The following is a 19,584-nucleotide window of genomic DNA, read 5'->3' as shown; positions in this document are numbered from 1 at the left end:
AACATATAATTCAAATTTTTATTTTAAAGAGGAATTAAAATGTCAGAAATAAGTAATTCAAGTGCTGTAGCAATATTAAAGAAGGGTCAGGGCCGTGAACTAAAAAAGGGCGGCCTTTGGGTTTATGACAACGAAATAGATAAAGTTGAAGGTTCTTTTGAAAACGGAGATATTATAGAGCTTCATGATTTCGACGGTTATTTCATGGGATATGGGTTCATCAATGTTAAGTCCAAGATCAGGATCAGAATGATGTCCCGCAGAAAAGAGAATCCTGTTACAAAGGAGCTCATTGAAAAGAGAATCCGTGATGCCTGGGAGTACAGAAAAGCTGTACTTGCGACCAACGAGCCGATAAATGAGCTTTCATGCAGACTTATTTTTGGTGAGGCAGATTTTTTGCCCGGAATAACAATTGATAAATTCTCAGATGTTCTTGTAATAGAGTCACTTGCTCTTGGAACAGACAGGATGAAAGAGCTCATAATCGATCTTTGTAAGAAAGTTTTGAAAGAAGATGGCATTGAGATAAAGGGCGTCTATGAGAGAAGTGATGCCAAGGTAAGAGAACTTGAGGGACTTGAGAGAACTAAAGGCTTTATCGGAAAAGAGTTCGATACAAAGGTCATCATTACAGAGAATGGTGTTAAGTACTACGTAGATGTGGAAAATGGTCAGAAGACCGGATTTTTCCTTGATCAGAAGAACAACAGAAAAGCTATTGCATCTTTTTGTAAGGGTAAAAAAGTTTTGGACTGCTTTACACACACTGGTTCTTTTGCGCTTAACTGTGCGGCAGCAGGCGCTGAATCTGTGCTTGGTGTAGACGCTTCCGACCTTGGCTGCAAGCAGGCTGAAGAAAATGCAGCTCTTAATGGCCTTGAAAACATCGCAAAATTCCAGTGCGCAGACGTGTTTGAACTTTTGCCGGATCTCGAGAAAAAGGGAGAGCTCTTTGATGTTGTGATTCTTGATCCTCCGGCGTTTACAAAGTCAAGAGCATCAATTAAAAAAGCAGTAACAGGATATAAAGAGATAAATATGCGTGGCATGAAGCTCGTTAAAAACGGCGGATTTTTGGCCACATGTTCATGCTCACATTTCATGGATGAGGAGTTGTTCCTTAAGACAATTGCTGATGCAGCCCACGATGCTCATAAGAGAATAAAGCAGGTTGAGTTCAGGCAGCAGGCAGCTGACCACCCGATTTTGGTTGGCGGAACTTCATCTTATTATTTAAAATTCGTGATATATCAGGTCTGTGATGAGATGTAACAGCGTCTTTTATACTTGACTGTTGATAAAGTGTAGTTCCTACATTTAGGAGGGTAATAAAATGCCTAATTCAATAAAAAATATAATCAAGGACATGACACTTGAGGAAAAGGCAAGTCTGTGTTCAGGAGCCGATTTTTGGCATACTAAGGCAGTGGAACGTTTAGGAGTTCCTGCAATCATGGTATCCGATGGACCTCACGGTCTTCGCAAACAGGCAGAAGAAGCTGATCATCTTGGAATCAATGACAGTATCTCAGCTGTTTGTTTTCCTGCTGCTTGTGCAACCGCTGCAAGCTTCGACGTGGATCTTATCAGAGAGATGGGAGAAACAATCGGCAATGAGTGCCAGGCTGAAAATGTAGGTGTCGTCCTTGGTCCTGCTGTTAATATCAAAAGAAGTCCACTGTGCGGACGTAATTTTGAATATTTTTCTGAAGATCCATTTTTAGCTGGTGAGATGGCTGCGTCATATATAAATGGCGTACAGTCACAGGATGTGGGAACCAGTATCAAACATTTCGCAGTAAACAATCAGGAATATCGTAGAATGAGCACCTCAGCTGAGGTTTCCGAAAGGGCACTTCATGAGATTTATTTTCCTGCCTTTGAAATAGCAGTAAAAAAGTCTCAGCCCTGGACGGTTATGTGCAGTTATAACAAGATAAATGGCACATATGCTTCGGATAATAAATATCTTTTGACAGACGTCCTCAGAGATATGTGGGGCTTTGAAGGCTTTGTCATGACTGACTGGGGAGCTGTAGATGACAGAGTGCAGGGAATAAAGGCAGGTCTTGAGCTTGAGATGCCGGGCCCCGGAACGCTCAACGATAAAAAAATCGTAGAAGCGGTAAAGAGCGGTGCTCTCGAAGAGGACAAGCTTGATGCAACTGTGGAAAAGATATTGGAGATAGTCTACAGATTTGTGGATAACCATGGCAAACACGCTGACGCAGTATTTGACAGAGATAAAGACCATGACAAGGCTGTCAGGATTGCAGGTGAATGTGCAGTTCTTTTACAGAATAACGGAGTACTTCCTATTGCTGCAGACAAAAAGGTTGCCTACATCGGCGGATTTGCCAAAACACCAAGATACCAGGGCGGCGGTTCCAGTCATATAAATTCTTCAAAAGTAGTAAGTGCTCTTGATGAAGCAATTAAAAGAAATAGAAACGTTGAATTTGCTCTGGCATTTCCAATCGATGCAGACAGCATAACCGAAAAAGATCTGACAGATGCAATTGAACTGGCAAAATCTGTAGATGTTGCAGTTATATTTGCAGGTCTGCCTGACTATATAGAGTCTGAAGGGTATGACAGAGCAGATATGAAGCTTCCTTCTGCCCAGATAAAGCTTATTGAAGAGATAGCAAAAGTTCAGAAAAATACAGTGGTAGTACTTCATAACGGAAGTCCTATCGAAGCAGATTGGGCAGATAATGTGGGAGCAATCCTTGAAATGTACCTTGGTGGACAGGGTGTTGGTGAGGCAACGGATAAGCTTCTGTTTGGCGAACTCAATCCAAGTGGACATCTTGCAGAGAGCTTTCCTTACCATCTTGAGGATAACCCAAGTTATCTGAATTTCCCGGGAGATGGAAGAACAATTGATTACGCCGAGGGTGTGTACGTCGGATACAGATATTATGACACCAAGAAAATGCCTGTCAGATGGGCATTTGGGCATGGTCTGTCCTATACAACATTTAAGATTGATAATCTGAAGCTTTCCAGCAGCACAATGACTGACAATTCTGAAATAGAAGTTTCTGTAGATGTAACAAATACAGGAAACATGGCAGGAAAAGAAGTTGTTCAGCTGTATATAAGCGACCACACAGGCACTTCCGGTAGACCGGTAAAAGAGCTAAAGGGCTTTAAGAAAGTTTCTTTAAATCCGGGAGAAACAAAGACGGTCAGTATAACAATCGATAGTCGCAGCCTGGCTTACTGGAACAGTGATATGAAGGGATGGTATGCTCCTTCAGGAGATTATGAAATCCTGGTTGGAGATTCCAGCGACCATATTTTGTGCAGCGCTTCTGTGCATAATGAAACAAAAGTACTGCCACCATTTAAGATTGATGGAGCAACTACTATTGAGGAACTGGCTACTGATCCAAGAACTGCAAAGGCCTATGAAAAGATGATGAACGAACTTGCCCAAAAGTCCGGAATGTTCGCTGCAGCTACAGACAAAGAAAATCCTGATATGATGCTTGTTGAAATGATAAAAGGAATGCCGCTTAAGAGTCTTGCGAGCTTTGGCGTTGACATAGATCTGGAGACATTAGTGGCGACATTACAAAGGGCTGCAGATCAATAAGAAGAAAATAATTTTCATATAATTTGTTAAAAAAATATTGACATCTATCGCATAATGCTTTAATATTATTTTTGCTGTCGCGAAAGCGACTTTACATATATGCGATAGTGGCGTAGTTGGTAACGCGCGACCTTGCCAAGGTCGAGACCGCGGGTTCGAGCCCCGTCTATCGCTCTTGTAAGAAAAAACCTCAGACAATGTCTGAGGTTTTTTTATGCTCTTTATTTTACAGGGACGCAGTGCTTGTCGTTTATGTCGCAGACCTTCTGAACTCTTCTTCTGTATTTTTCCTCCATGAGGGGATCAGTTGATAGCCATGTCTTAACGATTTCCATGGACATAAGGCCGCCGATGATCTTAGCTCCGAGGCACAGGATGTTAGAATCTGTGTGCTCTCTTGCGAGCTTGGCGCAAAGAGGGTCCTGACAAACTGCTGCGTAGCATCCGCTTATTTTATTGGCGATAAGAGCGCTACCGTAGCCTACTCCGTCGCAAAAAATACCTCGGTCACATTCGCCTTTGGCAACTGCCAGGGCAGCAGGATATACAAAGTCAGACAAATCACAGGATTTGTCATCGTAAGTGCCAAAATCTTTTACTTCATATCCCTGTGAGATAAGGTATGCCTTTATCTCTTCTTTCATTTGTGTTCCGGCATGATCATTAGCCATTGCAATTTTCATAGTAATTACCTCATAAAATATTGAATTATCATTAGGACTTTCTGTCCAGATCCATCATAAGGAAACCGATAAACAGCAGTACCGCTGATGTCAATATAGTCATTTCACCAAATAGTTTTGATAAATTGCCGCCGATGCCTGCGCCACAAGCAAATACAAAAATTACGACAACATAATCAAGGGTTTTGTTTAGGTCTTTTCTATCTTTGCTTCTTAAATAGGCCGAAAATGCTGCAGTACCACTTCTCATATTACCGATACACATGGTGCTGGCGTAGGGGTTTTGATGAACCTTTTTGAAGGAAGATAATTGCATTGCGCATGCGAAAGAGATCAAGCAGCATGCCAGCGTGTTAAAACCTTGTGGAAGGAAACCTACCAGGATCATTATTGCTATTTCTACAAGAACAATTCCCTGCCTCCAGTGAAGAGTTTTAGCATTTTTAAATTTGTGCTGTACAACATCGGCAATAAATACTCCGATTACAAATGAGAGAAGCGGGAAAAGATATTTGAAGCCTCTCATCCAGTGTCCTGCCATGAGATGAGTGCTCATAAGTACTATATTTCCGGTCTGGGCGTTGGCGAAAACTTTATCGCGGACAATATATGTATAGGCGTCTTGAAAACCTCCGCTGAAAGCCAGTAAAAGATTTAGAAATAAAGAATCTGAGATTTGTTTTTGGGTGGTAATTTTGTTCTTAATTATTTCTCTGTTAATCATAGTGCTCCTTTTACAATCCACTATTATAACACTCAGGTATGATTAGACTATACCATAGAAGAATAAATAAACTGTGGGTCAAAAATATTCGCAATATAAAGTTTTTATTAACAATAATTAAAAGATGCGAAACACTACTGACAAAGTAAAAGGTGAAAGTTTAAGATTATAGAGGATGATTAATCATAATGGCACAAGATGCATTTTCATCTTATTGTTTTTATCGTAACCGATTCAGAGATTCATAGTTCATAGACGAACAGAAAGGAGACATCAAAGTATGTTTAAAGGTATCCTAGGAAGTCCTATTGGTATTCGAAGCGGAATGGAATTTCATTATGAGAGTCAGGAAAAAGAAGAATATCGTTTAGAACACGATTCTGTAGGCGATAAGCAGGTTCCTGTATCAGCATACTATGGAGTTCAATCATTAAGAGCTGCAGAAAATTTCAAGATTACAGGACTTAGCATACATCCTGAGCTTATAACAAGCCTGATTTATATCAAGAAGGCAACAGCTCTTACTAACTGTGAAGTCGGTAATCTCGATAAGAAAAAAGCAGATGCTATCGTAGCTGCATGTGATGAATTAATAGATGGAAAATACCTTGAGAATTTTATTGTCGATCCTATTCAGGGTGGAGCAGGTACGTCTTTAAATATGAATGCCAATGAGGTTATTGCTAACAGAGCAATAGAGATACTTGGAGGTAAAAAAGGCGACTACTCGATCATCCATCCAAACGATGATGTAAATAAAGGGCAGTCTACCAATGATGTTATTCCTACCGCAGGAAAAATGACTGCTATAACTCTTTTGAAGTATCTGAAAATGCAAATGCAGTGTCTTCAGCTGGCTTTGTCTAAAAAGGCTACAGCATTCGAGAGCGTTGTCAAAATGGGACGTACCCAGATGCAGGATGCGGTTCCTGTTACTCTTGGACAGGAATTTAAAGCCTACGCAGATGCTGTATCAAGGAATATAGAACGACTTGATGTGGCCCTTAATGAAATGCGAAGCGTTAATATGGGCGGAACTGCAATTGGTACCGGAATAAATGCGGATAAGGACTATATTAAGAACATTGTTCCAAAGCTTAATGAAGTAGCAAACATGGATTTAGTGCAGGCACCGGATCTTATCGATGCCACTCAGAACCTTGATCCCTTCGTTACAGTATCCGGAATTGTTAAAGCTTGTGCTGTTACACTTTCAAAAATCGCCAATGACTTCAGATTGATGTCATCAGGTCCAAGAGCAGGTTTTGGAGAGATCACACTTCCGGCTAAGCAGAATGGCTCTTCAATCATGCCGGGTAAGGTTAACCCGGTTATTCCTGAAGTTTTGAATCAGGTTGCATTTAATGTTATCGGAAATGATGTTACTATCACTATGGCTGCAGAAGCAGGACAGCTCGAACTTAATGCTTTCGAGCCAATTATCTTCTATAATCTGTTCCAATCTATCGATACACTTGGTTTTGCCGTAGAGACATTCGTTGATAACTGCGTAGATGGAGTTATTGCTAACGAAGAAAGATGTAATGAACTTGTAAGTAACAGTATCGGAATCATAACTGTTCTTGTTCCTATCATCGGTTATCAGAAGGCTGCGGATGCTGCCAAGAAGGCGTTACGTGAAAGAAAATCCGTACTGGATGTTGTCATTGAAGACAAACTACTTGATCCGGATAAGGCAAAAGAAATATTAAATCCCAAAAAGATGCTTTAAAAAAGAAAGTGGAACGGTTCGCCAAGAACCGTCCCACTTATTTTTTTTTATATTTTTTATTATGCGCTCTTCTTTTTTGGTTTCCAGTTACTAACCAAGTGAGAAACAATAATAGTACAAGAAGCATCACCTGTGATATTGAGGGTTGTTCTGCCCATATCAAAGATTCTGTCGACACCTGCAACAAGTGCGATACCATCTACAGGAAGACCAACGGAAGTGAGAACCATTGCCAGCATGACCATGCCTGCACCTGGAACACCGGCTGTACCTACAGAAGCAAGAGTGGCTGTAACTACGATAGTAAGCATCTGTGAAAATGTGAGGTTAATTCCATAGCAGGATGCAATGAATATCGCGCAAACGCCCTGATAAATGGCCGTCCCGTCCATGTTTATGGTTGCGCCAAGGGGAAGAACAAAGCTGGATACTTCTCTTGATGCTCCAAGCTTCTCTGTACATTCCATATTGATAGGAAGGGTTCCAACTGAAGAAGCGCTGGAAAATGCAAATAGGATAGCAGGCATCATACCTTTAAAGAACTTAATTGGACTTATTTTCGCAAGCGTTGAAACTGTCAATGAGTAGACGATAACTGCGTGCAAAACATAACAAATATAAGCTGCCAAAAGAACCTTTGCCAAAGAACCAATTACTACAGCGCCATTTGCAGCGACAACAGGGGTTAAAAGACAAAATACTCCGATAGGTGAGAGCTTGAGGATAAGCTCCATACACTTCATGAAAACATCATTTAAAACATTGATACCATCAATGGCCTTTTCACCTTTGGGGCCAAGTAAGATAACAGAAAAACCAATAAGTATGGCCATAATGATTACCTGAAGCATGTTTTCCTCAGATACTGGCACCAGAAAATTGGAAGGGAACAGATCTACTAAAACCTCCATTGGTGCAGGCGCCTGACTAGCTTCATAGGACAGGCTTGAAGTAGTCAGCACAGGGAAACTTCCTTTGAAAAAGTTGGCAATAAAAAGACCTAATGAAATAGCAATAGCTGTGGTAAAGAAATAGTATATAAGAGTAATGCCACCGATAACTCCCACTTTCCTTATGTCTTTCATAGATACAACACCAGACATAATAGAAAAAAGAACTATAGGGCAAATAATGAATTTAACGAGGTTAAGAAAAATTGTACCAAAGGGTTTAATATACTCCTCTGCGAACCAGACTGCATTTTGCAAAAGAAGTCCGGCAACTATTGCAAGAGCAAGAGCAATAAAGATTTGAGTTGCAAGGGATAAGCCTTTTTTTTCTGTTTCAACAATATTTTGTTTGCTATTGTTATCCATACAAAACCACCTTTCGTAAAAATGTTACCGCAAATACGCACATTTATATTATGCTATATTTACTTTTCATCATCAAGAAAAGCACTATAAAAGAAATATAAAATAAATCGAACAATTAGAGGAAAACAATAGATTGTACACAAGACAAAATGATGATAGAATCGTGCTAATGAGCAGTGGGAGTCTTTCCCATTAAGATTTTGATAATAACATTAAGGAGCACAGTTATGACAGATTATAAGTTATTAGCGCAGCAGATCAAAGTGCTGGCAGAGGATGAACCCAATTTTTTACCTGTTTTTTCCAATGCATCAGCATTATTATATGAAAACATGGAGGACCTCAACTGGGCGGGATTTTACCTTATGGATAAAGGATCTCTTTTGCTGGGACCATTCCAGGGAAAGGTAGCCTGCATCAGAATCGAGCTTGGAAAAGGCGTTTGCGGAACAGCAGCAGGAAATGATGAGACACAGCTTGTAAAAAATGTTCATGAGTTTGCTGGACATATTGCCTGTGACAGCGCGTCCAATTCTGAAATCGTCGTACCGATTCACAAAGATGGAAAGGTAGTAGCTGTACTTGATATCGACAGCCCCAACCTTGGCAGATTTACAGAGGAAGACAAAACTGGTCTTGAGGACTTTGTAAAGGTGCTCGAAGAAGTAGTGGATTTTAGTGGAGTATCCTTTGAATAACAGTTTATAAACGCTTAATCGTTTGTTTATAATCATAAAATGCAGGAACAATAAGGGGTAAAATAACGATATGAAGGATAGGATTTCTTTTTCCAGTGATTACACAAAAGGCGCTCACCCAATGATCTTGCAGCGTTTGCAGGAGACGAATTTTGAACAGATCGTTGGGTATGGAACAGATGATTATTGCAAGCAGGCAGCGGATAAAATCAAGAAGAGCTGCAATGCAAAAGATGCAGATGTATTCTTTTTGGTCGGAGGTACTCAGACAAACCAAACGGTCATCGATATGCTTCTTGAGCCATACGAAGGCGTTGTTGCGGCGCAGACAGGCCATGTTGCCGCCCATGAAGCTGGTGCCATCGAATTCTCAGGCCATAAAGTCCTGACGCTTCCAAGTTTTAATGAAGAACCGCAGTTTACAGACAAAGAAAAGCCCTGTTATTCAGACCAGGTCGGAAAGATAAAAGGCGCAGATCTAAAGAAGCTCATTGATGACTTCTACGCCGACGACAATCATGAGCACATGGTTTTCCCGGGAGCTGTTTACATTTCCCACCCCACAGAATATGGCACATTATACTCCAAAGCAGAGCTTGAGGAGATATCAGGAATCTGCAGAGAGTACGGTATCCCGCTATTCCTCGACGGGGCAAGACTTGGTTATGGTCTTATGAGCAAAAGAACTGACGTCACAATAGAGGACATAGCCAGACTTGTAGATGTTTTCTATGTGGGCGGAACCAAGGTTGGAGCATTGTTTGGAGAAGCGGTTGTATTTACAAAGGGTGTTCCTGTTAAGCATCCTGTCCCTGTGATAAAGCAGCACGGCGCGCTTCTTGCAAAGGGATGGCTTCTTGGCCTTCAGTTCGACACTCTTTTTACGGATGATCTCTACATGAAGATCAGCAAGAATGCAATAGAAATGGCTGAGATCCTCAGAAATAAGCTCGTTGAGAGAGGTTATCAGATATATATCGACTCCCCAACAAACCAGCAGTTTGTTGTTATGGAAGATAATAAATTAAAAGAGCTTTCAGAGCATGTAAGCTACGGATTTTGGGAGAAACTTGATGATACCCATACTGTTGTGAGATTTGCCACAGACTGGGCAACAACAGTAGAAGATATTGATACGCTTTTTAAATATTTATAATACTCAACAAAAACAAAAAGCTTACCTTGTTTTAGAGGGTAAGCTTTTTCTTATTATTAGTTAATTCGTGGAACGCTTTTTATATTTTCGAAAGAGACGTTCTCACAGTATTCCATATGAATACTATCTGCTTCGGCTGCAGGATTTTCCATGGTTATATTTTTGAAAGAAATATTTTTTATCTCGTAACCGGGCTCATCAAATCCGCACAGGAGAATTGAAGGGCAGTCGTGCCACTCATTTTTGCCGGCATTGTTGTCGAGGTAGCGCCCTAGGATATGGAGTCTTTCAAAGTGACAGAAGCCCAGTACCGGGGGCACTTTTGAGCCTTCACCGTCATCGTTGTAGCCAACAGAATGCATTTGGATGTGGGAAGCAGTTATATCTCTTACAATGACATTTTTAACATACCCGCCTCGCTTTTTGGTGGCTTTGATTTCAATTCCAGACCAGGTGGGTCCCATATCGCAGTCCCAAAGCCTTACATCTTCAACGCCGCCCGACATTTCACTTCCTATGCAAAGTCCGTGGCCAAAGTGACAGATACTGTCAAAAACTCGAATGTGCTTGGTAGGCCTGTTTATAACGTTTCCTTCAGGGTTTTTTCCTGATTTGATAGCTACTGAATCATCTTCTGTGTAGAACTCGCAGGCATAGAGCGTGGAGTTAGTTGATGAATCAGGATCCCAGCCATCTCCGTTCCAGACGCCTTCAGATTTCAAAATGCAGTGGTCAGTTACGACTCTGTCGGAATAGATGAAGTGGAGATTCCAGGAAGGGCCGTATCCAAGGGTGAGACCATGGATCCAAATGTTCTGACAGTTGCTCATGTTGATGAGCCTTCCGCGAAATCTGCTGGCAATGGTTTCAGGCTTTTCATATTCTTTTATCTTATCTCCGAGAGAGGCGATGTAGTCTTTAAGACGCTCACCTTCAATTCTGGCGATGGCTTTCGCAAGAGTAGCCCCGCCGCCCATGATGCTTCCTTTTCCGTGGATCAGTACATTCTCGCAATTGTATCCGGCGTCATGGTCAAGCTCACCCATATTCAGAAGGCTCCTGTAGCACTCCATTTCATAGCCTTCGAAGCGGCTCTTTATCTTGGGAAGATAGTCGAAAGGCTCTTCAGAGCCCTGCAAAAGAGCTCCCTCATCAAGGTAAATTTCTGTGTTTGAATGAACGTTTAGAGCTCCGGTCAAAAATGTTCCGGCGGGAATATAGAGAGATGTCTTTTCATCACAGGCATCGAGAGCGGCCTGGATAGCATCGGTGTTTAATGTTTTTCCGTCGCCTACCGCATAGTACGGAGCTTTTGTGATGTCGATCCTCTCACGTGTTTTTTTTGTGTGGATCTTAAGATCCCCCAGAAGAACCGGATCTTTTTTGCCTGATCCATCCTTTTCAGGAGAATAAACGATATAAACCGATATTCCATAGGAAGTATCAGGAGTAAGATCTGTGAGAGAAGCGTGGGTCTTTTTAGTCTTTATGGTGTCGAGGGTATCGGCATTAACAACGAGGTATTCACAGTCAGGATCTGCATCAAGCGGAAGATCCCAAAAAATTTCTGCGAAGGTATCGGCAACTCTGTAATCTAAAAGAAAATCAAAACAAATACTCATAGGAAATCCTCTTTTCTAATGTATAAATCCATCATAAGTGCAGAGAAAAAATGAATCTATCTGAAAATGACCTTAAATCACGCAGTTTCAACCATACGAAAAAACATTAAAATAATATGCAAAATCCTAAACAAAAGGATTATAATACAGTTGTAGCTTGAAATTTGCCGATGGGGCGGCATTTTTTTACATCAGGAGGGAAAAGGTATGAAGAAATATGTAGCAGAGTGTATTGGGACAGCGGTATTAGTAGTATTGGGCTGTGGAACAGCGATGCTTGTTGGGTGTGATGCAGCAAATGGCAGTGGATATCTTTTGACAGCGCTTGCTTTTGGTCTGACTATCGTTGGCATGGCTTATTGTGTTGGCAATATATCGGGATGCCATATCAATCCGGCGGTTTCACTTGGTGTATTCATGAGAGGCGGGTTATCGCTTAATGATTTCATCGGTTATGTGATCTCTCAGGTTTTGGGATCAATAATCGGTTCAGGGATCCTGGCAATTATCTTTGGAGTTGGCGGCGTGACTGATAAGACAGGAGGCTTTGGTGCAAACGGACTGGCCGGTGTAAATGGCAATCCTTTGGCAGGTCTTTGCGTTGAGATAGTTCTTACATTTGTATTTGTATTTACTATTCTCGGTGTCACATCAGATAAAGCAGGTCACGGCTCTTTTGGCGGACTTATCATAGGCTTTACTCTTGTTCTTGTTCATATTCTTGGAATCGGACTTACCGGAACATCTGTAAATCCGGCAAGAAGTTTCGGCCCTGCATTATTTGCAGCATTCACAGGAAATTCAGCACCTCTTGCAAGCCTTTGGGTTTTCATTGTTGGACCACTTGCAGGGGCAGCAATTGCAGCTCTTTTGTATAATTATCTTGAAGAGTAATTTTTATCTTGCATGGTAAAAAAATTAGTAGTATTATATGAACGTTATTAAGAATAAAAAAGCTGTGACGAAGACAGTAGGCAGTGTATGAAAGCTTTCAGAGAGCCGGCGGTTGGTGTGAGCCGGTGCGAGTAGACGCTATCGAAAATCACTTCTGAGCTGCAGGATTGAACCTATAGTAGATCCTGACGAGTATCCCTTCGTTAACGGGAAGCGTATTCAACCATTTTAAATGGCGCGTATGTGTAAACAGGTGGTATAACGAGAGTGTAATTACAGCCTCGTCCTTTTTACAAGGACGGGGCTTTTGCTTTTAAGAAAGGAGCTCAAAAATGTATTCAAAAGTCGAAACTGACATGAATTTCGTCGGCAGAGAGAAAAAGATTGAAGAATTCTGGAAAAAAGAAAACATCTTCCAGAAGAGTGTTGACACCAGAAGTAAGGGTGAAATGTATATGTTCTATGATGGCCCGCCAACAGCCAATGGTAAGCCACATATCGGACACGTTCTTACCCGTGCTATCAAGGATATGATCCCAAGATACCGCACAATGAAGGGATATACAGTTCCACGTAAGGCTGGTTGGGATACACACGGTCTTCCTGTTGAGCTCGAAGTTGAGAAGATGCTTGGCCTTGATGGCAAAGAGCAGATCGAAGAGTACGGAATGGAGCCTTTCATCAAAAAATGTAAGGAATCTGTTTGGAAATACAAAGGAATGTGGGAAGATTTCTCAGGCACAGTTGGATTCTGGGCTGATATGGAACACCCATATATCACATATGATGACAATTTCATTGAGTCTGAATGGTGGGCTCTTAATGAGATCTGGAAGAAAGGTCTTTTGTACAAGGGCTTTAAGGTAGTTCCTTACTGTCCTCGTTGTGGCACACCTCTTTCATCACACGAGGTTGCACAGGGTTACAAGACATTAAAAGAGCGTTCAGCTATCGTTCGTTTCAAGGTTAAGGGTGAGGATGCTTACTTCCTTGCATGGACAACAACACCTTGGACACTTCCTTCAAACATCGGACTTTGCGTAAACCCTGATGAGAAATACATCAAGGTTAAGGCAGCAGATGGCAACGTATACTATCTTGCTCAGGCACTTGCAGATAACGTACTTGGAAGCCTTGCAAAAGAAGAAGGCGAAAAGGCCTATGAAGTTCTTGAGACATACGTTGGTACAGATCTTGAGTACAAAGAGTACGAGCCACTTTATCAGTGCGCAGCTGATGAGACAGAGAAACAGCACAAGAAGGCCTTCTTTATCTACTGCGATACATATGTAACTATGACAGATGGTACAGGTATCGTACATATCGCTCCTGCATTCGGTGAAGACGACGCAAGAGTTGGTCGTAAGTATGATGCTCCTCTTGTTCAGATGGTTGATTCAGAGGGACGTCTTAAACCTGAAACTCCTTTTGCAGGCATGAGATGTAAGCCTACACAGAAGGAAATGGATGAGGGTGCTATCAGTGCAGATCCAGAGGTATTAAAAGACCTTGATAAGAGAGGACTTCTCTTTGGTGCACCAAAGATGGAGCATGATTATCCTCATTGCTGGAGATGTGGAACACCACTTCTTTACTACGCTCGTTCATCATGGTTCATTAAAGTTACAGAAGTTAAGGATGACCTTATCCGCAACAATAAAGAGATCAACTGGGTTCCTGAGTCAATCGGTAAGGGACGTTTTGGTGACTGGCTTGAGAATATCCAGGATTGGGGTATCTCACGTGACAGATATTGGGGAACACCTCTTAATATCTGGGAGTGCGATGACTGTGGACATCAGCTTTCTGTTGGTTCAAGAAAAGAACTCGCTGAGCTTTCAGGAGATCCTTCAGCAGAAACTTGTGAGCTTCACAGACCATATATTGATAAATTTGAGATCACATGTCCTAAGTGCGGCAAGAAGATGCACAGGGTAAAAGAAGTTATCGACTGCTGGTTCGATTCAGGAGCAATGCCATTTGCCCAGCTTCACTACCCATTTGAAAATAAAGAACTCTTCGAGAAACAGTTCCCTGCTGAATTTATTTCAGAGGCTGTAGACCAGACAAGAGGATGGTTCTACTCACTTCACGCAGAGGCAACACTTCTTTTCAACAAGCCTGCATTTAAAAATGTTATAGTACTCGGCCTTGTGCAGGATGAGAACGGACAGAAGATGAGTAAGTCAAAGGGCAACGCGGTTGATCCTTTCGATGCACTTGAAAAATACGGCGCAGATGCTATCAGATGGTACTTCTACACTAACAGTGCTCCATGGCTTCCTAGCAGATTCTCAGGTGATGCCGTTATGGAAGGACAGCGTAAGTTCCTGGGAACACTCTGGAATACATATGCATTCTTCACACTTTATGCAAACATCGACGGATTCGATGCTGCTAACTACAAGCTTGAGACAGATAAGCTTACAGTTATGGATAAATGGCTTCTTTCAAAGCTTAATAGCTGCGTAAAGGCTGTAGATGAGAACCTTGCAAATTACAGAATTCCTGAGGCAGGAAAGGCTCTTGACGGATTTGTAGACGAGATGTCTAACTGGTATGTACGTCGCTCACGTGAAAGATTCTGGGCTAAGGGAATGGAGCAGGATAAGATTTCTGCTTACATGACTCTTTATACAGCACTTGTAACAGTATGTAAGGCAGCAGCTCCTATGGTTCCATTCATGACTGAGGAGATTTATCAGAACCTTGTAAGAAACAGCTTTAAGGATGCTCCTGAAAGTATTCACCTCTGTGACTTCCCTGAGGTTGATGAGAGCATGATCGATACAAAGCTTGAGAAAGATATGGAAGAAGTTCTTGATATCGTTGTTCTTGGACGTGCAGCAAGAAATGCAGCAAACATCAAGAACCGTCAGCCTATCGGTCAGATGTATGTAAAAGCAGAAGAGACTGTTGGCGAGTTCTATACTGAGATCATCAGAGAAGAGCTCAACGTTAAGAATGTAAGCTTTACAGATGATGTTCGTGACTTCACAAGCTACACATTCAAGCCACAGCTTAAGACATTAGGACCTAAGTATGGTAAGAACATCGGAGCTATCAAGAGTTATCTTGAAGGCCTTGATGGAAATGCCACAATGGATGAGCTTAATAACAACGGAAGCATCAAGTTCACAGTAAATGACGTTGATGTTGAACTTGTTAAGGAAGATCTTCTTATCGAGATGGCTCAGAAGGAAGGCTTTATTTCACAGGAGAACTGGGGTATCACAGTTGTTCTTGATACAAACCTTTCAGAAGAACTTTTGAATGAAGGCTTCGTACTTGAAGTAATCAGTAAGGTTCAGACAATGCGTAAGGATTCCGGATTCGAAGTTATGGATCACATCAAGGTTTCCTTAAATGGCAATGACAAGCTTGCTGAGATCATCAAGGCTAATGAAAGCAGCATCTCAACAAAGGTTCTTGCTAATGAGATCATCTATGGCTCTGATGTAGCAAATGCAAAAGAGTGGGATATCAACGGCGAGAAAGTTACAATCGGCGTAGAGAAAGTTTGATAATAAATACACCCTATAGAGTTAATGCCAAACATTGCTCTATAGGGTGTTTTTTTGCAAAAAGAGTTTATAAACTGAAAAATAAAATGAAAAATCCAACCAGGAAAAGAATGATGCCGGTGATAATAAATATTGTAGAAGTTATCTTTTCGCCGGAAAAATTTGTAGCAGTATACGCCTGATTCGGATTTTGAGGATTATATAGAATCTGCAAAACCTCTCCTATCGGAGGGAGATTTTCTTCAAGGTGGCTCTGGCTACCTTCTATTGTATATTCCGTGCCGCCCACTACATACTGAACAACAGGTATATAGATTCTATGTCCGTCGTGGTCAGTGTCATTATAATAATCAATGACTTTACCGGTGCATGCGCCGCTGCAATTTTTGATCATCTCTTTAGTAGACTTTAATATTCTGTACGCGATATAGGAAAAAAGAGCTCCCCCAGCTATAAGTCCTATACCAACTATCATTCCGGTGCTGATTTTTATAGAAAAAACGATGCTTGCGATTGTTAGTAACATAACTTTTTTTCACCTCCTAGAAGATAATACCACTTTACCGGATATGGAAAAACAATTATTATAACCACATTTTTGACGGCAAAATTAAGTTGAACAACCGACAAAAATGTGGTTATAATTATTTATGGAGGACTAAGCTATGGCAAAGTACATAACTCCTGCAGGAGTAACCGCAGAAGAAATAAAGCTTGTACGAGAGATTTTGGGAATGACGCAAAAAGAATTTGCGGAGTTTGTAAATGTTTCGAAGCGTACAGTTGAAAGATGGGAATCCACAGATGAACAAATAACGGGTCCTATTACGGTGTTATCAGATTTAATAATCAAGAATCATGGATTGGCGGAAGACCTTTCGGTTCCACAGAAAAAATACAAAATGCGTTTGTGGTACATGTATCATGATTTCGTGTGCACAATAATTGATGTTGACGAGATGGAAAAGAAGGTGTTAATACACAACTATATTTCCAATCCATTGTATAGAGCGTTTGGAGTTAATACTGAGCCCACCTATGACGAATATGTAGAGTTTATAAAATCCAGATGCTTTCCGGAGAGCAGGGATAAACTCAAACTTGAGCTAAAAAGATTAGACATACCTTTTTATGATCCAATCATGATAATTGAGAAAACTCAAGGCCGAATGGCTGACGATGACTTTTGGATAAAATTGGAGTGGTAAAGCATGGTAGAGCTTTTTGATAAAGATATAAAAACTGAAAATCGAAAGTCTTCAAAAGGTAATCAACTCAAATTTGAGAGAGATGGAGTGTGGTACAAGGCTGATAATATGGGCTATGAGGGATTGGCAGAATGTGTAATATCAGCTCTTTTAACAAAATCATCCCTTGAAAAAGATGAGTATGTGAGCTATGACTTTGAGACAATAGGTTATAAGGGAAATACTTATAGAGGCTGTAAAAGCATTGATTTCACCGATGGATGGAAATTAATTACTCTTGAAAGGCTTTTTGCGGATAATTTTGGAGAGTCGCTTAATAAGTTGATATATCGAACTCAGAGCCATGAAGACAGACTAAAACTGATAGTCAATCAGACCGAGCGCATTACAGGGCTTACAGGTTTTGGGGCTTATATGAACAAATTGCTTACTATTGATGCGCTATTTCTTAATGAAGACAGACATACGCATAATATAGCAGTTCTTATGAATGATAAGCATGAGTTTAGATTGTGTCCGGTATTTGATAATGGAGCAGGCCTTCTTTCAGATACAAAGATGGATTATCCTTTGGAGAGAGATGTTTTTTCACAGATAAATGATGTTAACCCCAAAACATTTTCAACATCTTTTGAGGAGCAACTTGAAATATCAGAAAAACTCTATGGACAGAGTATTTCATTTCATTTTTCGCAAGAAGAGGTGGAGGATATATGTTTTACAGAGAACAATTACACAAATAAGGAAAAAGAACGTGTTGTGGAAGTGATTATGGAGATGAAAAGGCGATATAAATATCTGTTTAAGTGATTGGAATAAAAATGGAAAAAGTGTATGGTATTGGAGTAAAAATCATGGAAAAAGTGTATAATATAAGAGCGGAGATTATAGAAAAAGTGTTTTTTTGTTCCGTAGGAATCTACAGGAGGCCATATGATAAGAAGAACAATTGAAAAAGAAATATCAAATTGGATAATGGGTGATCATAGAGCCCTGCTTGTTGATGGAGCAAGACAGGTTGGAAAAACTTATACTATAAGGCATTGCTTAAAAGAACAAAAATGTGATTATGTTGAAGTTAATCTGATAGATAATCAAGATGCTTTGAAGGCTTTAACGAAATCAGAATCTGTCGATGATCTGGTGATTAATCTATCTGCTTCTACAGGGCATACATTCATAAAGAATAAAACCATAGTATTTATAGATGAAGTACAGGAGTTAAAAGAACTTGTCACAAGAATAAAGTTTTGGGTTGATGATGCCAGTTTTCGGTACATTTTAAGTGGATCATTGCTTGGAGTGGAACTTAGAGCACTCAGATCGGCACCTGTTGGTTACATACATGAGCTTAAGATGTATCCGCTTACGTTCGAAGAATTTATGATTGCTAATGGTGTAACTGAAGAAGTGTTAAATCACTTAAGGGACTGTTTTGAAAATAAGAAAAAAGTAGGTGAGATAGTCCATAATAAGGTGATGAAACTGTTCAATAGATATCTTGTTGTTGGTGGAATGCCACAGTCGGTTCAAAAGCTGATAGATACAGGAAATACTGGTGAAATTGATGAGATACAGGGGGATATTATTTCTTTTTACAAACGAGATTATACAAAATATGAGGATGTAGACAAAAGACTTTTACTAAATGACATATATGATTTGATTCCTGCTCAACTTCTAAAACAAAACAGAAGATTTAATTATGCAGATATAAAAAAGGGATTACGTTTTGAAAAGGTGGAGAATTCTTTTATGTGGCTGTATAAAGCAGGAGTCGTGCTCCCATCTTTCAATGTTACAGAGCCCAAAATTGCCTTGAAGTTAAATGAAAAGAGTAGTCTGGTAAAACTTTATTATTCAGATGTCGGGTTATTGACATTCTCATGTGGGGATTCAATGAGACGTGGAATACTATATGGAGAAGGAGTTCCTAATTTAGGAGGAGTGTATGAAAATGCAGTTATCCAAGAGTTAAGTGCTAATGGATTTGATGTTTATTATTATAATAGTAAAAAACTTGGTGAGCTGGATTTTGTCGTTGAGTATAATGGAAGAGTTTTACCAATCGAAGTAAAAAGCGGCAAAGACTATTATGTTCATTCTGCAATCAGCAATGTGGTAAACAATAATGAATTTGATATTGAAGAGGCATTTGTATTTTCAGGGCATGATATCTCGGTAGATGGAAAAATTGTATATTATCCAATATACATGACAACATTTATGAAGAAAAAGCTGGAAATGCCAATACTTGAGAAAATTATAATTTAAAAAAGGGGCGGTGGAAGATAAAGCAAACACAAAATATGAATTGGGACAAAAGATAAAATACTTACCGTTTTTATAAATATGATAAAAAGCCTTTCTAACTATTACATTTTGATAATTCCTGGACTAGCCTAAATATAGAGATTATG

15 protein-coding genes, 1 tRNA gene and 1 other annotated feature are annotated in these 19,584 nt (G+C 40.3%); of the genes, 11 read left to right on the top strand and 5 right to left on the bottom strand.

Annotated features, from left to right (window positions below; translation table 11 throughout):
- The first annotated feature begins 39 nt into the window (after positions 1–39).
- From C4S54_RS12645 to C4S54_RS12635, 3 genes are all read left to right on the top strand, one after another.
- Positions 40–1,275: a class I SAM-dependent rRNA methyltransferase gene (locus tag C4S54_RS12645; RefSeq protein WP_103869853.1), complete on the top strand. Its 1,236-nt coding sequence runs from the start codon at positions 40–42 to the stop codon at positions 1,273–1,275.
- A gap of 61 nt (positions 1,276–1,336) precedes the next feature.
- A complete protein-coding gene (locus tag C4S54_RS12640; protein ID WP_103869852.1) occupies positions 1,337–3,607 on the top strand; it encodes a glycoside hydrolase family 3 C-terminal domain-containing protein in 2,271 nt (756 codons plus the stop codon).
- Between the two features lie 101 nt (positions 3,608–3,708).
- Positions 3,709–3,781: transfer RNA gene (locus tag C4S54_RS12635), tRNA-Gly, on the top strand.
- A 47-nt stretch (positions 3,782–3,828) separates the two neighbouring features.
- Here the strand turns inward: C4S54_RS12635 and C4S54_RS12630 are convergent.
- Together C4S54_RS12630 and C4S54_RS12625 are read right to left on the bottom strand one after the other, a co-directional pair.
- Complete coding sequence (locus C4S54_RS12630) at positions 3,829–4,290, bottom strand: RpiB/LacA/LacB family sugar-phosphate isomerase (protein ID WP_103869851.1); 462 nt, start codon at positions 4,288–4,290, stop codon at positions 3,829–3,831.
- A 31-nt stretch (positions 4,291–4,321) separates the two neighbouring features.
- Positions 4,322–5,014 (bottom strand): YoaK family protein, encoded by a 693-nt coding sequence (locus tag C4S54_RS12625; RefSeq protein WP_200821073.1) that lies wholly within the window; start codon positions 5,012–5,014, stop codon positions 4,322–4,324.
- Positions 5,015–5,339: 325 nt separating this feature from the next.
- Between C4S54_RS12625 and C4S54_RS12620 the strand changes: the two genes are divergently transcribed.
- Positions 5,340–6,746 carry an aspartate ammonia-lyase gene (locus C4S54_RS12620; protein ID WP_103869885.1) on the top strand — a complete coding sequence of 469 codons (1,407 nt, stop codon included), beginning with the start codon at positions 5,340–5,342 and terminating at the stop codon, positions 6,744–6,746.
- 59 nt (positions 6,747–6,805) lie between these two features.
- Here the strand turns inward: C4S54_RS12620 and C4S54_RS12615 are convergent, their stop codons facing one another.
- Positions 6,806–8,062, bottom strand: coding sequence for a dicarboxylate/amino acid:cation symporter (locus C4S54_RS12615; RefSeq protein WP_103869850.1), 1,257 nt, complete (start codon positions 8,060–8,062; stop codon positions 6,806–6,808).
- 227 nt (positions 8,063–8,289) lie between these two features.
- On the opposite strand from C4S54_RS12615, the gene C4S54_RS12610 reads away from it, so the two are divergent.
- On the top strand, positions 8,290–8,760 hold the full coding sequence (locus tag C4S54_RS12610) for a GAF domain-containing protein (protein ID WP_103869849.1): 471 nt from the start codon (positions 8,290–8,292) through the stop codon (positions 8,758–8,760).
- 70 nt (positions 8,761–8,830) lie between these two features.
- Positions 8,831–9,916 (top strand): threonine aldolase family protein, encoded by a 1,086-nt coding sequence (locus tag C4S54_RS12605; protein WP_103869848.1) that lies wholly within the window; start codon positions 8,831–8,833, stop codon positions 9,914–9,916.
- A gap of 56 nt (positions 9,917–9,972) precedes the next feature.
- Here C4S54_RS12605 and C4S54_RS12600 read toward each other — a convergent pair whose 3' ends face one another.
- On the bottom strand, positions 9,973–11,538 hold the full coding sequence (locus C4S54_RS12600; protein ID WP_103869847.1) for a glycoside hydrolase family 28 protein: 1,566 nt from the start codon (positions 11,536–11,538) through the stop codon (positions 9,973–9,975).
- 207 nt (positions 11,539–11,745) lie between these two features.
- On the opposite strand from C4S54_RS12600, the gene C4S54_RS12595 reads away from it, so the two are divergent.
- Positions 11,746–12,432, top strand: coding sequence for an MIP/aquaporin family protein (locus tag C4S54_RS12595; protein WP_103869846.1), 687 nt, complete (start codon positions 11,746–11,748; stop codon positions 12,430–12,432).
- Between the two features lie 55 nt (positions 12,433–12,487).
- Positions 12,488–12,724: a binding site (T-box leader), on the top strand.
- Positions 12,725–12,764: 40 nt separating this feature from the next.
- Positions 12,765–15,956, top strand: a complete 3,192-nt coding sequence (gene ileS, locus C4S54_RS12590; protein ID WP_103869845.1) for an isoleucine--tRNA ligase — start codon at positions 12,765–12,767, stop codon at positions 15,954–15,956.
- 67 nt (positions 15,957–16,023) lie between these two features.
- Here ileS and C4S54_RS12585 read toward each other — a convergent pair whose 3' ends face one another.
- Positions 16,024–16,482, bottom strand: coding sequence for a DUF3592 domain-containing protein (locus tag C4S54_RS12585; RefSeq protein WP_103869844.1), 459 nt, complete (start codon positions 16,480–16,482; stop codon positions 16,024–16,026).
- A 139-nt stretch (positions 16,483–16,621) separates the two neighbouring features.
- Here C4S54_RS12585 and C4S54_RS12580 point away from each other — a divergent pair, with 139 nt between their 5' ends.
- The 3 genes from C4S54_RS12580 (at position 16,622) to C4S54_RS12570 (ending at position 19,438) form a co-directional block, all read left to right on the top strand.
- Complete coding sequence (locus C4S54_RS12580) at positions 16,622–17,164, top strand: helix-turn-helix domain-containing protein (protein ID WP_103869843.1); 543 nt, start codon at positions 16,622–16,624, stop codon at positions 17,162–17,164.
- Between the two features lie 3 nt (positions 17,165–17,167).
- A complete protein-coding gene (locus C4S54_RS12575; RefSeq protein WP_103869842.1) occupies positions 17,168–17,974 on the top strand; it encodes a hypothetical protein in 807 nt (268 codons plus the stop codon).
- A gap of 123 nt (positions 17,975–18,097) precedes the next feature.
- On the top strand, positions 18,098–19,438 hold the full coding sequence (locus C4S54_RS12570) for an ATP-binding protein (RefSeq protein WP_103869841.1): 1,341 nt from the start codon (positions 18,098–18,100) through the stop codon (positions 19,436–19,438).
- The last annotated feature ends 146 nt before the right edge of the window (positions 19,439–19,584 follow it).

Source organism: Butyrivibrio sp. Su6 (assembly GCF_900108105.1).
Taxonomy (GTDB): Bacteria; Bacillota; Clostridia; order Lachnospirales; family Lachnospiraceae; genus Butyrivibrio.
The sequence above is the reverse complement of the archived record's forward strand: the minus strand, read 5'-3'. Positions and strand labels throughout refer to the sequence as shown.

What these genes read in the sequence shown, in the direction of transcription:
- C4S54_RS12645 (WP_103869853.1), top strand. Translation starts at nt 40, where the DNA reads ATGTCAGAAATAAGTAATTCAAGTGCTGTAGCAATATTAAAGAAGGGT.
- C4S54_RS12640 (WP_103869852.1), top strand. Translation starts at nt 1,337, where the DNA reads ATGCCTAATTCAATAAAAAATATAATCAAGGACATGACACTTGAGGAA.
- C4S54_RS12630 (WP_103869851.1), bottom strand. Translation starts at nt 4,290, where the DNA reads ATGAAAATTGCAATGGCTAATGATCATGCCGGAACACAAATGAAAGAA.
- C4S54_RS12625 (WP_200821073.1), bottom strand. Translation starts at nt 5,014, where the DNA reads ATGATTAACAGAGAAATAATTAAGAACAAAATTACCACCCAAAAACAA.
- C4S54_RS12620 (WP_103869885.1), top strand. Translation starts at nt 5,340, where the DNA reads ATGGAATTTCATTATGAGAGTCAGGAAAAAGAAGAATATCGTTTAGAA.
- C4S54_RS12615 (WP_103869850.1), bottom strand. Translation starts at nt 8,062, where the DNA reads ATGGATAACAATAGCAAACAAAATATTGTTGAAACAGAAAAAAAAGGC.
- C4S54_RS12610 (WP_103869849.1), top strand. Translation starts at nt 8,290, where the DNA reads ATGACAGATTATAAGTTATTAGCGCAGCAGATCAAAGTGCTGGCAGAG.
- C4S54_RS12605 (WP_103869848.1), top strand. Translation starts at nt 8,831, where the DNA reads ATGAAGGATAGGATTTCTTTTTCCAGTGATTACACAAAAGGCGCTCAC.
- C4S54_RS12600 (WP_103869847.1), bottom strand. Translation starts at nt 11,538, where the DNA reads ATGAGTATTTGTTTTGATTTTCTTTTAGATTACAGAGTTGCCGATACC.
- C4S54_RS12595 (WP_103869846.1), top strand. Translation starts at nt 11,746, where the DNA reads ATGAAGAAATATGTAGCAGAGTGTATTGGGACAGCGGTATTAGTAGTA.
- ileS (WP_103869845.1), top strand. Translation starts at nt 12,765, where the DNA reads ATGTATTCAAAAGTCGAAACTGACATGAATTTCGTCGGCAGAGAGAAA.
- C4S54_RS12585 (WP_103869844.1), bottom strand. Translation starts at nt 16,482, where the DNA reads ATGTTACTAACAATCGCAAGCATCGTTTTTTCTATAAAAATCAGCACC.
- C4S54_RS12580 (WP_103869843.1), top strand. Translation starts at nt 16,622, where the DNA reads ATGGCAAAGTACATAACTCCTGCAGGAGTAACCGCAGAAGAAATAAAG.
- C4S54_RS12575 (WP_103869842.1), top strand. Translation starts at nt 17,168, where the DNA reads ATGGTAGAGCTTTTTGATAAAGATATAAAAACTGAAAATCGAAAGTCT.
- C4S54_RS12570 (WP_103869841.1), top strand. Translation starts at nt 18,098, where the DNA reads ATGATAAGAAGAACAATTGAAAAAGAAATATCAAATTGGATAATGGGT.